This window comes from Curtobacterium sp. TXMA1, assembly GCF_020162095.1.
Lineage (GTDB): Bacteria > Actinomycetota > Actinomycetes > Actinomycetales > Microbacteriaceae > Curtobacterium.
Map to the genome: position 1 here is coordinate 2,229,040 of NZ_CP083910.1, position 13,924 is coordinate 2,242,963.

General features: G+C 69.8%; 15 protein-coding genes. 6 read left to right on the forward strand and 9 right to left on the reverse strand.

The genetic code is table 11. The annotated features are described in order from the left end of the window. Positions 1–15: 15 nt before the first annotated feature. From LCG91_RS10490 to LCG91_RS10515, 6 genes are all read right to left on the reverse strand, one after another. Entirely contained in the window at positions 16–1,086 is a 1,071-nt protein-coding gene (locus tag LCG91_RS10490; RefSeq protein WP_224441341.1) for a BMP family protein, read from the reverse strand. 276 nt (positions 1,087–1,362) lie between these two features. Continuing rightward, complete coding sequence (locus LCG91_RS10495) at positions 1,363–1,902, reverse strand: hypothetical protein (RefSeq protein ID WP_224441342.1); 540 nt, start codon at positions 1,900–1,902, stop codon at positions 1,363–1,365. Positions 1,903–1,945: 43 nt separating this feature from the next. Beyond that, a complete protein-coding gene (locus LCG91_RS10500; protein ID WP_224441343.1) occupies positions 1,946–2,350 on the reverse strand; it encodes a hypothetical protein in 405 nt (134 codons plus the stop codon). Between the two features lie 152 nt (positions 2,351–2,502). Beyond that, a complete protein-coding gene (locus LCG91_RS10505; RefSeq protein ID WP_224441344.1) occupies positions 2,503–2,874 on the reverse strand; it encodes a hypothetical protein in 372 nt (123 codons plus the stop codon). Positions 2,875–3,055: 181 nt separating this feature from the next. Further along, entirely contained in the window at positions 3,056–5,002 is a 1,947-nt protein-coding gene (locus LCG91_RS10510; RefSeq protein ID WP_224441345.1) for an alpha/beta hydrolase, read from the reverse strand. A gap of 111 nt (positions 5,003–5,113) precedes the next feature. Further along, a complete protein-coding gene (locus LCG91_RS10515; protein ID WP_224441346.1) occupies positions 5,114–6,229 on the reverse strand; it encodes a mannose-1-phosphate guanylyltransferase in 1,116 nt (371 codons plus the stop codon). Between the two features lie 214 nt (positions 6,230–6,443). Here LCG91_RS10515 and LCG91_RS10520 point away from each other — a divergent pair, with 214 nt between their 5' ends. The 6 genes from LCG91_RS10520 (at position 6,444) to LCG91_RS10545 (ending at position 12,065) form a co-directional block, all read left to right on the forward strand. Then, a complete protein-coding gene (locus LCG91_RS10520; protein WP_058749334.1) occupies positions 6,444–7,682 on the forward strand; it encodes a glycosyltransferase family 4 protein in 1,239 nt (412 codons plus the stop codon). Between the two features lie 78 nt (positions 7,683–7,760). Continuing rightward, positions 7,761–8,210 (forward strand): succinate dehydrogenase, cytochrome b556 subunit, encoded by a 450-nt coding sequence (sdhC, locus tag LCG91_RS10525; RefSeq protein WP_082688407.1) that lies wholly within the window; start codon positions 7,761–7,763, stop codon positions 8,208–8,210. Between the two features lie 18 nt (positions 8,211–8,228). Then, complete coding sequence (gene sdhD / locus LCG91_RS10530) at positions 8,229–8,675, forward strand: succinate dehydrogenase, hydrophobic membrane anchor protein (protein ID WP_058728872.1); 447 nt, start codon at positions 8,229–8,231, stop codon at positions 8,673–8,675. A 96-nt stretch (positions 8,676–8,771) separates the two neighbouring features. Continuing rightward, the gene (gene sdhA / locus LCG91_RS10535; RefSeq protein ID WP_224441347.1) at positions 8,772–10,565 is read left to right on the forward strand and encodes a succinate dehydrogenase flavoprotein subunit; all 1,794 of its coding nucleotides are present in this window, start codon (positions 8,772–8,774) and stop codon (positions 10,563–10,565) included. Then, positions 10,565–11,338: a succinate dehydrogenase iron-sulfur subunit gene (locus tag LCG91_RS10540; protein WP_058728874.1), complete on the forward strand. Its 774-nt coding sequence runs from the start codon at positions 10,565–10,567 to the stop codon at positions 11,336–11,338. Before sdhA ends, LCG91_RS10540 begins: the two co-directional genes overlap by 1 nt. Before the next feature lie 82 nt (positions 11,339–11,420). Beyond that, positions 11,421–12,065 (forward strand): TNT domain-containing protein, encoded by a 645-nt coding sequence (locus tag LCG91_RS10545; RefSeq protein WP_224441348.1) that lies wholly within the window; start codon positions 11,421–11,423, stop codon positions 12,063–12,065. A gap of 76 nt (positions 12,066–12,141) precedes the next feature. On the opposite strand, the gene LCG91_RS10550 is transcribed toward LCG91_RS10545, so the two are convergent. Genes LCG91_RS10550 through LCG91_RS10560 form a run of 3 tightly spaced genes read right to left on the reverse strand, consistent with a single transcriptional unit; the run spans position 12,142 to position 13,909 of the window. Next, positions 12,142–12,738 (reverse strand): DUF805 domain-containing protein, encoded by a 597-nt coding sequence (locus LCG91_RS10550; RefSeq protein WP_224441349.1) that lies wholly within the window; start codon positions 12,736–12,738, stop codon positions 12,142–12,144. Beyond that, positions 12,735–13,376, reverse strand: a complete 642-nt coding sequence (locus LCG91_RS10555) for a DUF805 domain-containing protein (protein WP_224441350.1) — start codon at positions 13,374–13,376, stop codon at positions 12,735–12,737. Before LCG91_RS10555 ends, LCG91_RS10550 begins: the two co-directional genes overlap by 4 nt. Continuing rightward, the gene (locus LCG91_RS10560) at positions 13,373–13,909 is read right to left on the reverse strand and encodes a DUF805 domain-containing protein (RefSeq protein WP_224441351.1); all 537 of its coding nucleotides are present in this window, start codon (positions 13,907–13,909) and stop codon (positions 13,373–13,375) included. Before LCG91_RS10560 ends, LCG91_RS10555 begins: the two co-directional genes overlap by 4 nt. Positions 13,910–13,924 lie beyond the last annotated feature (15 nt).

The window sequence follows — 13,924 nt, forward strand, 5'->3', positions numbered from 1 at the left end:
CCCGCGTTCACCCGACTACTTGTTCGACTGGGTCTCGACCTTGATCGAGCCGTCGATGATGCCCGACTTGATCGTGTCGAGCTCGTCCTGCAGACCCGAGTCGACCTTGGACTCGTAGTCGTGGAACGGCGCGATGCCGACGCCGTCGTTCTTCAGGGTGCCGACGTACGGCTCCTTCGAGAACTTGTCGTCCGCAGCCTGCTCGACGACGTCCTTGACCGCCGGGCGCATGCCCTTCATCACCGAGGTGAAGGCGATGTCCTTGTAGCGGGGGTCGGCCTCGTACAGGTCGCTGTCCGCACCGATCAGGACCGAACCGTTGTTCGCGTCCTTGATCGCCTCGGCAGCCGACTGGTAGATCGGGCCACCGACGGGCAGGATCACGTCGGCGTCCTGGTCGAGCAGCGTCTGCGCGACCGACTTGGCCTGCGTGCCCGCCTCGAAGCCACCGGTGAAGGAGCCCTTGCCGGTCTCGACGTTCCAGCCGACGACCTTGACGTCCTTGTTCTTCTTCTCGTTGTAGTACTTGACGCCGTCCGCGAAGCCGTCCATGAAGATGGTGACGGTCGGGATCTGCATGCCGCCGAAGGTGCCGACGACGCCGGTCTTCGAGTAGGACGCCGCTGCGTAGCCGGCCAGGAAGGCCGCCTGCGAAGTGTCGAACGTGATCGGCTTGACGTTCTTGGCGTCGATCGAGTTGTCGTCGATGATCGCGAACTCGGTGTCGGGGTTCGCCGCGGCCTGCTTCTTCGTGGCGTCCGCCAGGTTGAAGCCGACCGTGATGACCATGTTGCAGTTCTGGTTGATGAGCTGCTCGATGTTCGAGTCGTAGACCGTGGCGTCCTTGGACTCGGCCTTGTTGTACTCGGCGCCGAGGTCCTTCGCCGCGTCGACCATGCCCTCGTAGCCGAGCTGGTTGAAGGACTTGTCGTCGAAGCCACCGGCGTCGGAGACCATGCAGGGGCGGAAGTCGGTCTTCTTCGCCGAGGCGGTGTCGGACGGGGCGGCCGAGCAGCCGGCCAGGACGGCCATGGTGCCGGCGAGCGCGAGGCCGCTGAGCAGGACCTGACGGGTACGAGATGTCACGGGTTGGTTCCTCCGGGGGGCGGTGCCCGGACCACGTGCGTTCCGGGCGATCGTGGCGACAGTACACGACCGTCGGGCCGGTACAGAACGCACCTGTGGGACTGCTGGGATCAGTTACCCGATCGCGACCCCGACGAAACGCGCCCGTAACGCCGACGTCCCCCGGAGACCCGGTCCGGGGGACGATTCGGGGATTTCGTGGTGGAGCGCTACAGCGGGCGAGACCTGCCGTCGATCGTGCACGGAAGCACCAGACCGCGGCGCTGCGCTGCACATCTAGGACCGGTCCGTCTGCTCCTGTTCGATCTCGCTGGCACTCCCTGGGAAGCAGGTCGACTCGGCTTCGAGGCTGTACTTGCCGGGGAAGGCGTAGAGGTCGATCAAGGCCGTCGATGCTCCACCTCGTCCGACGACCACCGGGCCGTCCGGGTCCGCGACTCGTTCGACGATCATGCCCGCGGACTGCCATGCACTCGCGACCGTCGAGGCATCGTCCTCGGGGTTGCCATCCCCGTGCGTCCTGGTGACGAGGTAGACCCAGTTGGCTCCTTCTCCGCCGTCGGGGAGCGTGCAGCTGTCGACGTAGTCTGGACCCTGCGTGGTGACCCACTCGCCGCCGAGCTCCGCAGCAGTCCTGTCGACGAACTCGGTCATCGTGCGCTGGGCAGTCTCGGAGTCCACCCGGGACGTCCGTCCGTCGTCGGACGGTGTCTCGCCCTCCGAGGGGTGTTGCGTGCAACCGCTGATGGTGATCATCAGCGCCAAGGAGGTCAGGGCAACGCTCGTCAGGCGCCGCGCCGTCAGCTCGGCAGACATCCGTCTCCCTCTCGAGACTCTTCGGCGTCTCGTCCTCGGAGGCTCACACGACCTCGTCGGCGTCGTCCTCGGCCATGCGGTCGGCGTCGCCGGGGAAGCACAGCGAGACGGCCTGGACGGTGTAGTTGCCGGAGACCGCGTAGAAGCTGATGGACGCGATGTCCCCGCCTCCCCCACCGAAGACCACCGGCCCGGTGCTCGTGTCCCGCGCGGTCACGCGCTTGCCCTGCGCACGCCAGTGGTCGGCCGTCGCCGAGCCGTCTTCCTCCGGCCGCCCCTCGATCGCGCTCCCCGTCAGGTACCGCCAGTGTGCTCCGCGCTCCCCGTCCGGCAACGAGCACGGCTCCGCTGCGTCCGGTCCGGTCCGCGCCGTCCACTTCCCGCCGAGGAGCTCGGTGGCGTCGTCCACAGCGGCGATCATCTGTTGCTTCGCGGTCGCTGCGTCCACGATCGGATCCGTTGCGCTGGCCGTCCTCGTCTCGACCACTCGCGACGCACACCCGGTGCTCAGTCCCGCGAGCGCGAGGACGACGATGAGGCTTGCGAGGTCGCGCGCCCTGATCCGGCACGGCCAGGACACCACGAACCCGGGATCGCGCGTCATTCGTCGGCCTGCTGCTCCTCGATCTCGTCTGCGTCGCCAGCGAAGCACATCGAGAGCGCTTGGATGCTGTAGTTGCCGGTGAAAGCGAAGAAACGGATCATCTCGACGCGATCGCCGCCGCGAGCGACCACCGCCGGCCCCTTGGAGTCAGCGAGTCGGTCGACGGTCAGACCGGCGGACCTCCAGACATCGGAGGCAGCAGCGACGCCCGCCTCGACGTCGGCGGACTCTGCTCGAGCAACCCGGTACACCCACCGAGCTCCTTCTTCGTCGCTCGACAGCTGGCAGCTCTCGACGTAATCGGGAGACGTCCGCGTCTCCCACTCGCCGCCGAGCGCGGCCGTTGTCTGATCGACGATGTCGATCATGTTTCGCTTCGCAGTGTCTGCGTCCACGGAGGATGTCCTCTCAGTCGGTCGGGTTGCATCATGCTGCTGCCCGGCACATCCGGCGGTCACGACGACGACTGCCAGTAGCGCCGCTGTCGCCGCGAGTGCGCGACGAGCACGGTGTCGTGCGTTCATGTGCCTCCTCCTTCGTCGGACCGGGTCATCGATCTCGCGCCCCGGTCAGCAACTCGTCCTGACCTGTGGTGGCGAGTGCCACGTTGTGCAGTGACTCGGTACCACGGTCCAGGTAACCCCGGTGGTCCTTGAAGACCGGGGCGTGATGCAGGACCGACGCAAGGGTCTGCCCCTCGCTCCCCGTCCCGCCGTCGGCGCCGAACACGGTCGCTCCGAAACCCTGCGCGGTCGGGTCGACGCGATGGGCGAGGCTCTTCTCCCGGCCGAACGTCGCCCATTCGTCACCCTGTCCGGACTCACCGGTGGCGCCGTCCTTCGCCTGAGCCGCGAAGACCTGATCTGCGTGCAGCTGCTGCGCATCGTCGAGGCCATCGGGCAGCCCGGCAGAACCCAGTGCGACGAACCGATCAACGTGGACACCCCGCTCGGCCAGAGCCACAGCGCCCGCGGTCGTGCCGTAGGAGTGCGCCACGACGTTCGTCTCCACGTCATCAGTTCCGCGGACGGCTGAGAACCCGCGGATCGAATCTGCGAGACGCTTGCCGCCCTCCTTCGCCTTGGCCATGAGGAGCACATCCTGTGGTCCCGGGGTGGTGTAGCCGACCCAAGCGACGACTGCTCGATCCGAAGGGTCTGCGACGTCTGTGGTGTCCGCGACGTCCGTTTGCTCATCGGCGATGTTCTGAGCGGCCCTCGCCCACGTCGTCATGTCCGCTGTCGTGGTGTCCTTACCAGGGACAGCCCAGGTCGCTGACTTCGCACGGTCCAGATCGCCGATCGAGACGGCAGCGAGCGGCGGTCGATCATCCGTGAGAGCGATGAGGAAGCGCTTCCCGTCGGAGCCCTTCTTCGTCAACGCAGCGTTGATGTTCCGCAGGGCCTTGCGGTCCGCGTACAGCGCCGTCAGTTCCCGCGCCAACGCCCGAGAGCCGTCACCCGCCGATGCCACTGTCCCCTCCAGCTGCTCGATCTGTCGCTCCACATCGCCGAGTCGTTGGTTCAGCACGAGGCCGTTCGCCGTGCTCCGCGCCCAGTACGGGACACCCTCGAGGTTGCCGAGTCGCGCGAGCACGTCCGTCGGCAGCCCGTCGAACACGCCGGTGTCGGCCGCCGTCAGCCCGAGCGCGGTCCAACGCTCCGCGACCTCCGCCGGCGTGAGATCGTCCGCGAACAGCCGCTGGAGGGCAGGCGCCGCCTGTCCGGTCGCGGCGATGTCGAGGGCGACGTTCGACAGCGATCCACTGCCGCCGGCGGCTTCGAAGGCTTCGGCGATCCTGCCGATCCAGCTCCGGTCCTCGTCGTTCTCCCGAACGTAGCGCTCGAAGCCCGCTGGCATGCTCGCGCGATCGACCGTGACCCAGCCGCAGGAGTCCCGGAAGGAGGACCACGCCGATCCGACGCGCGTGGACTCCGCTGACGCGGCGGAGTCCAGCCCGGAGGTCGTCGTGACGAAGGCCCGGAGAGCGCTCGGGTCGGCAGAGCTCCTTCCACGGCTCGCCCCGTCGCCGTAGCGCGCGCGCTCGCGACCTCGAAACTCGGCGTCGACATCGGGCCTCGGCTCGGGTTCGGTCGACGGCTCGGGATCGGTGAAGCCCTCCCAGGCATCGAGCACCGATCGCCCGGCAGCACCGGCGATGACTTCGGCAACTGATGCTGCCCGCTGCCGGTCGGCGTCGCGAGCCTTCCACTCGGCATGGGCACGCTGTCGCGCCCGTTCACGCTCAGCGGCGGCGACTGCGGCGTCGATCTGTTCCGTGAGGTCGACCAGCACGCCCGCGAGACGCGCCCGGTCCTCGGCCTCGATCACCGCGGCACTCCGGAACCGCTCGGCGTACGAGCCCTCGAAGTCGTCGAGCGCCGCTTCGACCGCTCCGGAGCGAGCGCCAGCCTGCCCGCGGAGCGTCTCGGCCGCCCAACGCGCCACCCGCGCCGCCGACCTCGATTCGTCCGCGTCGAACGCGATGTCCCCCATGATCACTCCCCCGAGTCGTGCCCTCGACTGACACGTTACCGGCCGCCCGCGGCCCTCGTCACCCAGGCGACCAGGGGTGTGGACGGCGGTGGCACCGAACGCCGCAGTCGGTCAGAGCACGTCCCCGCGCCCGCTCACCTTCAGCGCATCCACCACGCCCTTCACCCGCTGCGCGTTCTCGCTCGTGGTCACGAGCAGCGCGTCCGGGGTGTCGACGACGACGATGTCCTCGACCCCGATGAGCGAGATGAGCCGCTGGCTGTGCGCCACGACGATGCCGCTCGACGAGTCGGCGAGGATGCGGGCGCCGTCGCCGAGCACGGCGAGGTTGTTCGCCCGCCCGCCGGACTGCAGCTTCGCGAGCGAGGCGAAGTCCCCCACGTCGTCCCAGTCGAAGTCGCCCGGCACGACGGCCATGCGACCAGCGGCCGCGGCCGGTTCGGCGACCGTGTAGTCGATCGCGATCTTCTCGAGTCCGGGCCAGATCGCGTCGACGACCGCGCCGCGCGACGAGGTGTCCCACGCGGCGGCGAGTTCCTCGATGCCGGCCAGCAGCTCCGGCTTCGTGCGCCCGATCTCGGCGAGCAGCACGTCGGCCCGGGCGATGAACATGCCGGCGTTCCAGAGGTACGAACCGTCTTCGAGGTACGCCCGGGCCGTGTCCAGGTCGGGCTTCTCGACGAAGGACCGCACCGCGTGCACGGTCGAGGCCCCCTCGACCTCGAGCGGTGCCGCGTCGGCGTGGATGTACCCGAAGCCGATCGCCGGCTCGGTCGGGGTGATCCCGATCGTCGTGACGTACCCGGCCCGTGCCGCGGCGACGGCGTCGCGCACCGACCGCCGGAAGCCGCGGGCGTCACCGATGACGTGGTCGGCCGCGAACGACCCGATCACGACGTCGGGTTCGCGACGACGGAGGATCGCCGCGGCGAGGCCGATCGCGGCCGTGGAGTCCTTCGGTTCGCTCTCGAGCACGACGTTGTGGTCGGCGACGCCGGGCAGCTGCGCCTCGACGGCGGCCCGGTGCGCCCGACCGGTGACGACCATGATGCGCTGGTCCCCGGCGAGCGGTGCGAGCCGGTCCCAGGTCTGCCGCAGGAGCGAGGTGCCGGAGCCGGTCAGGTCGTGCAGGAACTTCGGCGCGTCGGCGCGCGAGAGCGGCCAGAGCCGGGAGCCGATGCCGCCGGCCGGGATGATCGCGTAGAAGTCCTCGAGTGCGTCTGCCACCCGCTCACCGTACCGGTGCGCCCGGACGCGACCTGGACGGTCCCCGCACGCGGCCTGCCGGAGCCGACCCGGCGCTCCGGCCCGTGCCGCGACGGACCGGACCCGACCGCGGTGGCCGCACCGGGCCTCCCGGCCGCCTGTTCACCCCCTGCGCGCCGCCCGTTCACCCGGAGCGCCCCGGCCGGTCACGACCCGCGCGGAGCATTGAGGCACCATGAGCGCACGCAGCGTGGAGCGCGGCACGTCCCAGCGGACCGTCGCCGTCGTGACCGAGAGCTTCCTGCCCACCCTGAACGGCGTGACCACCAGCGTCCTGGCGGTCCTCGACCACCTGGAGCGCCGTGGCCACCGCGCGGTCGTCATCGCGCCGGACACCCCGGGGCTCGCCCGGTTCCGGTCGCGGACGCAGGTCGAGCGGTACCGGTCCTTCGACGTGCACCGGGTGCCCGCCGTGGCGTACCGCCGCTTCCCGGTCGCGCTCCCCCACCCGGTGCTCGACACGATCCTCGCCGCCTCCGGCGCCGACGTCCTGCACGCAGCCAGCCCGTTCCTGCTGGGCGGTCGTGCCATCACGGCGGCCGGGAGGCTCGGCATCCCCTCCGTCGCCGTCTTCCAGACCGACGTGGCCGGGTTCGCCCGCCGCAACGGCCTGACCGCGACCGTCCCGCTGGTGCGGAGGATCCTCGGGCGCATCCACGCCGGTGCGTCGCTGACGCTCGCCCCGTCGTCCGCCACCGCCGCGATGCTCGCGGACGAGGGCGTGCCCCGGGTGGTCCGGTGGGGTCGCGGCGTCGACACCGCGCTCTTCCACCCGGACCGACGGCGTTCGGCCCACGTGCGCGCAGCCCGCCGTCGGATCGCACCGGGCGGCGAGACGATCGTCGGCTACGTCGGACGCCTGGCTCCCGAGAAGGAGGTCGAGCGGCTCGCCGAGCTCGGCGGGGTGCCCGGGATCCGGGTGGTCGTCGCCGGCGGCGGTCCGTCGCGGGCGATGCTCGAGCGCCGGTTGCGGCACCTCGACGTCACCTTCACCGGCCCGCTGCGCGGCGATGCCCTGGCCGACGCCTACGCGATGCTCGACGTCTTCGTGCACACGGGTCCCGCGGAGACCTTCGGCCAGACGCTGCAGGAGGCCCACGCGAGCGGCCTGCCGGTGGTCGCCCCGGCGTCCGGGGGTCCGATCGACCTCGTCGCCCCCGGCCTGGACGGCGAGCTCTACGACCCGGATGCCCCGCAGGCGCTCCGTCACGCGGTCCTCGGCCTGGTGTCGGACCCGGCGGCGGCCGCACGGATGGGCTCGGCCGGTCGGCTCCGCGTCGAGGGCACGACGTGGGAGGCCGTCGGCGACCAGCTCCTCGAGCACCACGACACGGCCCGGACGATCGGCGCTCCGCCGGCCTCGTCCCGCACGCTCCGTGTCGGGTGGGACGAGAGTGTCAGCGCACGCGCATAGGATGGGTCGTGTTCCACACGAACACGAACGGCAAGGGCTCGCCGATCGGGCGAGCCCGTCCTATGGGAGGACTCGCTCATGGCCGAGCAGACCGCAGGCGGGACGACGGTGGTCGAACCGCGCGCGACGATCGATGCGCCGCGCACATCGCGCAGGCTCGAGGGGACGCTCTACCGCGGCTCCACCGGCATGTGGTCGTGGGTGCTGCACCGCATCACCGGTGTCGCGATCTACTTCTTCCTGCTCGTGCACATCCTCGACACCGCGCTCGTCCGGTTGTCGCCCGAGGCGTACAACGCCGTGATCGGCACCTACAAGACACCGATCATGAACATCGGTGAGATCGCCCTGGTGATGGCGATCGTCTTCCACGCACTCAACGGGCTGCGCATCATCCTGGTCGACTTCTGGTCGAAGGGGCCGAAGTACCAGCGCGCCATGTTCTGGGTCGTCCTGGTCGTGTGGGCCGTCCTGATCGCGGGCTTCCTGCCCCGGCAGCTCATGAACCTCGTCGCGGACTTCCAGTAGGCGAAGGGACCCACGGACATGACCACGCAGATCGTCGAGCCGCCTCGTTCGGCCGCAGCCGCCCGCCGCACCACCAACTGGGAGAAGTGGGGGTGGATCTACATGCGCGCCTCTGGCGTCCTGCTCGTCGTGCTCATCTTCGGCCACCTCTTCGTCAACATGGTCGCGGGAGAGGGCGTGAAGCAGATCGACTTCGCCTTCGTCGCCGGCAAGTGGGCCAACCCCTTCTGGCAGGTGTGGGACTCCCTGATGCTCGTCCTCGCCCTCGTGCACGGCTCGAACGGCATGCGGACGATCATCAACGACTACGTCGCGAAGCCCGGCATCCGGAAGACGCTGCTGCTCGCGGTGCTCATCGCCTGCGTCGCGCTGATCGTCCTCGGTCTGCTCGTCTGCTGGACCTTCGACCCGTGCCCGGCCGGCGCCGCCGCAGCCGACCTGCCGTCGTTCTGCCCGGCGCAGTAGCCGCACGGCCCCACCGGCCACGAGCACCGCGCAACGAGACCCACGCGCACGCCGCGACCACCCCGCCGGCGCGCTGACCCACCCTGAAAGGCCCCAGTGAGCGAGACCACCGTCCACCACCACCAGCACGACATCGTCATCATCGGCGCGGGCGGAGCCGGCATGCGTGCCGCCATCGAAGCCGGCCCGAAGGCGAAGACGGCCGTCATCTCGAAGCTCTACCCGACGCGGTCGCACACCGGTGCGGCCCAGGGCGGCATGGCAGCGGCCCTGGCGAACGTGGAGGAGGACTCCTGGGAGTGGCACACCTTCGACACGATCAAGGGCGGTGACTACCTGGTCGACCAGGACGCCGCCGAGATCCTGGCGAAGGAGGCGATCGACGCCGTCATCGACCTCGAGAACATGGGCCTGCCGTTCAACCGCACACCCGAGGGCAAGATCGACCAGCGGCGCTTCGGCGGCCACACGCGCGACCACGGCAAGGCGCCCGTCCGCCGGGCCTGCTACGCCGCCGACCGCACGGGTCACATGATCCTGCAGACGCTGTTCCAGAACTGCGTGAAGCTCGGTGTCGAGTTCCACAACGAGTTCTACGCGCTCGACCTCGTCATGGTGGACGTCACGGGCGACGACGGTGTCACCCGCCAGCAGCCCGCCGGTGTCGTGGCCTACGAGCTCGCGACCGGTGAGCTGCACGTCTTCCACGCCAAGGCCGTGATCTTCGCGACCGGTGGCTTCGGCAAGATGTTCAAGACGACGTCGAACGCCCACACGCTGACCGGTGACGGCGTCGGCATCGTGTGGCGGAAGCGCCTGCCGCTCGAGGACATGGAGTTCTTCCAGTTCCACCCGACCGGTCTCGCCGGACTCGGCATCCTGCTCACCGAGGGGGCGCGCGGCGAGGGCGCGATCCTCCGCAACGCCTCGGGTGAGCGCTTCATGGAGCGGTACGCCCCGACCATCAAGGACCTCGCGCCGCGCGACATCGTCGCCCGCTGCATGGTGCAGGAGGTCGCCGAGGGTCGCGGTGCCGGCCCGAACAAGGACTACGTGCTCCTCGACTGCACGCACCTCGGTGCCGAGGTCCTCGAGACGAAGCTCCCGGACATCACCGAGTTCGCCCGCACCTACCTCGGCGTCGACCCGGTCGTCGAACCGGTGCCCGTGATGCCGACCGCGCACTACGCGATGGGCGGCATCCCGACGAACACCAGGGCCGAGGTCCTGTACGACAACACGACGGTCGTGCCCGGCCTGTACGCCGCTGGCGAGTGCGCCTGCGTCTCCGTGCACGGCTCGAACCGCCTCGGCACGAACTCGCTGCTCGACATCAACGTCTTCGGCAAGCGCTCCGGCAACAACGCCGCCGAGTGGGTGCAGACCGCCGAGTTCCTCCCCCTGCCCGAGGACCCGGCCGCCGGTGTCCGCGGCATGCTCGACCAGCTCCGCGCGTCGACCGGTACCGAGCGCATCGCCGTCCTCCGCAAGGAACTGCAGGAGGAGATGGACAAGAACGCGCAGGTGTTCCGCACCGACGAGTCGCTCGCGAAGATGACCGAGACGATCCACCAGCTCCGCGAGCGGTACCTGAACATCGCCGTGCAGGACAAGGGCAAGCGCTTCAACACCGACCTGCTCGAGGCGGTCGAGCTCGGGTTCCTGCTCGACCTGGCCGAGGTGGTCGTGTTCTCCGCTCGGAACCGCAAGGAGAGCCGGGGCGGGCACATGCGCGACGACTACCCGAAGCGCGACGACGAGAACTACATGCAGCACACCATGGCGTACCTGACGGGCGACCCGCACTCGTCACTCGCCGACGACCACATCACGCTCGACTGGAAGCCCGTCGTCGTGACGCGGTACGAGCCGATGGAGAGGAAGTACTGATGACCGACACCCTGGTCTCCGACAGCCCGCGCACCGACACCGTGCAGAGCGCTCCTCCCGGATCGTTCCCGGTCACGATCATCGTCCGCCGGTTCGACCCGGACGTCGATGATGAGCCGCGCTGGCAGGACTTCGACGTGATGATGCTCCCGACCGACCGCATCCTCGACGCCCTGCACCAGATCAAGTGGGAGCAGGACGGTTCGCTGACGTTCCGTCGGTCCTGCGCGCACGGCGTCTGCGGCTCGGACGCGATGCGCATCAACGGCCGCAACCGGCTCGCCTGCAAGACCCTGATCAAGGACCTCGACGTGTCGAAGCCGATCTACGTCGAGGCGATCAAGGGCCTGCCGCTCGAGAAGGACCTCGTCGTGGACATGGAGCCGTTCTTCCAGTCCTACCGCGAGGTGCAGCCGTTCCTGCAGGCGTCGAGCAAGCCGGAGAAGGGCAAGGAGCGCGTGCAGTCGGTCGCCGACCGCGCCCGCTTCGACGACACCACCAAGTGCATCCTCTGCGCCGCCTGCACCTCGTCGTGCCCGGTGTTCTGGACCGACGGCCAGTACTTCGGCCCGGCGGCGATCGTCAACGCGCACCGCTTCATCTTCGACTCCCGCGACGACGCATCGAACGTGCGCCTCGACATCCTCAACGACAAGGAGGGCGTCTGGCGCTGCCGCACGACCTTCAACTGCACCGACGCGTGCCCCCGTGGCATCCAGGTCACGAAGGCGATCTCCGAGGTCAAGCAGGCGATCATGCGCGGCGGCGCGTGAGCCGACCGGTCCGTCAGCGTCGCGGTCGGAGCTCGGCGCTGTCTCGGCGAACGGCATGCATGCGGCCGGTAGGCTCGCGCGCATGACGTTCGCGGAGACCCGCCCCATCCTCGACCAGCTCGGCTACACGATCCGGTACGTGCAGCTGCCGGGCGAGACGCTGTCCGAGCCGCCGGTGGAGGGCGCACTCCGTGTGGTCCCGACCGAGACGCACGGCGACTTCGCGCTCGAGGTCGTCGACTACGGCACCGCACGCCGCCTCGCCACCGCCCGTGGCGAGGAGGACGCGGTCGAGATGCTCCGCCGCTTCCTGAACCGCGCCTTCCCCGCGCCGCGGGAGGTCCCGCGACACGAACTCGACCGGCTCCGTGACCGCGCGGCGTCGAGCTACCCGCAGCTCGCGCAGCAGGTCCACCAGGCCGGCCCGCAGGGGCTCACCACCCAGGTCCCGGCCGGTGTCCCGGTGGACCGCGTGGGCGGTCCCGACGGCTACCTGCTGCACCCGCTCGACACGCCGCTCCCCCAGCGCTCGCTGCCGCCGCACGTGGCGGCGGCTCCCGAGGTGCACCGCTACGTCGTCGACCGCCCGTTCCTGGTGACGGTGACCTTCGTGCAGCCCTGGTTCGACCAGCCGGGAGGCGCGCTCCGGTTCGCGACGGCCGACCCGTCCGTCACGGTGCGCGACCTGGTCGTGGACGGTTCGCTGGTCCGCCTCCGGGTGGTCTGAGCGTCCGCTCGCTCCCCCGCAACGACGAAGCGGCCCACCCCTGACGGGGTGGGCCGCTTCGTCGTGACGGGGCCGATCAGGCCTGCGGGCGGGGTACGTCCGGCTGGTCGTACTGCGCGCCGTTGGGGTTCGGCTCGAGGCACCCGAAGACGATCCCCGCGACCCCTGCCGCGAAGGAGATCAGCCAGAAGGGCCCGGCGAGACCGGCGTCGTGCACGCGGCGCCACCCGAGCGCGAGGGAGGGGACGAACGTCGCCAGTCCCCACAGCCCGAGGAGACCGACGAACAGCAGCGCGACCCCGGGGAAGCCGCTCGTCGCGGTCGTGATGCCGTACTCGTCGGTCATGGTGGAGCCGGCCGCCCAGACGATGATGGAGATGATGTAGCCGCCGAACAGGATCGTCACCACGAGCGCGTTCGCCAGGTACCACCACCAGAACTCGCTGCGGCTCGCGCGTCCGTCGAAGCGGGCGTACTTCGTCCAGAACCGGACGAAGGCATCGAGGAACCCGGCGCCGTACCAGGGTGCCCACAGCGGCGGGGCGCCACCGGCGTCCGTCGGGATCGGCGGCTGCTGCCGGTACTGCGGGTAGGGCTGGCCGTACGGCTGCGGCTGCGGCTGCGGCTGCGGCTGCTGCTGCTGCTGCTGTCCACGCTGTTCGTCGTCACTCATCGTGCCCCCTCCGGCCGATCGAACCGCGCACCCCTGGGGTTGGGTCCGAGGAGGTAGAAGACGATCAGTGCGATCCCGCCGAAGAAGGGGATCAGGCCGAAGAAGAAGAACGGGCCCGCAAGGTTAGCGTCGTGCAGTCGTCGCCATGCCAGCGCGATCGAGGGCAGCAGGATCGACAGGCCCCAGAGCGAGCCGACGTACCCCATGACCAGGAACAACACGGAGGGCTCGGAGACGACGGTCTCCGCACCGGTCGGCGTCACGTACGTCTCGCGACCGGACTGAGCGAAGCCGATGCCCCAGATCGCTCCCAGCACGACGGAGATCGCGACGTTCCAGAGGTACACCCACCAGAACTCGCTGCGGCTTGCGCGCCCGTCGAAGCGGACGTACTTCTTCCAGTAACGCGCGTACGCCTGGACGGGACCGATGCCGTACCAGGGTGCCCAGAGCGGAGGCCGGCCGTCAGGACCCGTCGGCACAGAGCGTCCGAGCGGCACCGCGTACGGCTGCTGTCCGTACGGCTGCTGTCCGTACGGCTGCTGCGGCTGCTCTCCGTACGGCTGCTGCGGCTGCTCTCCGTACGGCTGCTGCGGCTGCTGTCCGTACGGCTGCTGCGGCTGCTGGTCGTCGCTCATCGTGCGCCCACCGGTCGGTCGTACCGCGCACCCTCGGGGTTCGACGGCAGGAGCCCGAAGACGATCCCGACGATGCCGACGAACACCGCGATGATCCACAGCGCCCCCGGCAGTGCCGCGTCGTGCAGGCGGCGCCACCCGAGCGCCAGCGACGGCACGATGGTCGCGAGCCACCAGATCGCTGGCAGCACCAGCAGCACCCAGAACAGCGGCGACGGCGCGTTCGCCACCCGGTACTCGACGCCGCTGAGGTCGACGGTCGTGTACTCGATCGTCGAGAAGCGGTACACGAAGGGGATGGCGACGAGCACCAGTCCCACGACGGTGACGACGAGGTAGGCCCACCAGAACTCACTGCGGCTGGCCCGCCCGGAGAAGGTCGCGTACTTGCCGAAGAAGCGGGCGAGTGCCTGCCCGAAGGAGGCGCCGTACCGCGGTGTCCAGCGCGCTGGCTCCCCGCCCGCTGTCGGGTACGGCTGCTGCGCGGACGGTGCGCTCGGGTACGGCTGGTCGGACGGGATCTGGTCGCTCACGTGTTCCCCCCTCGT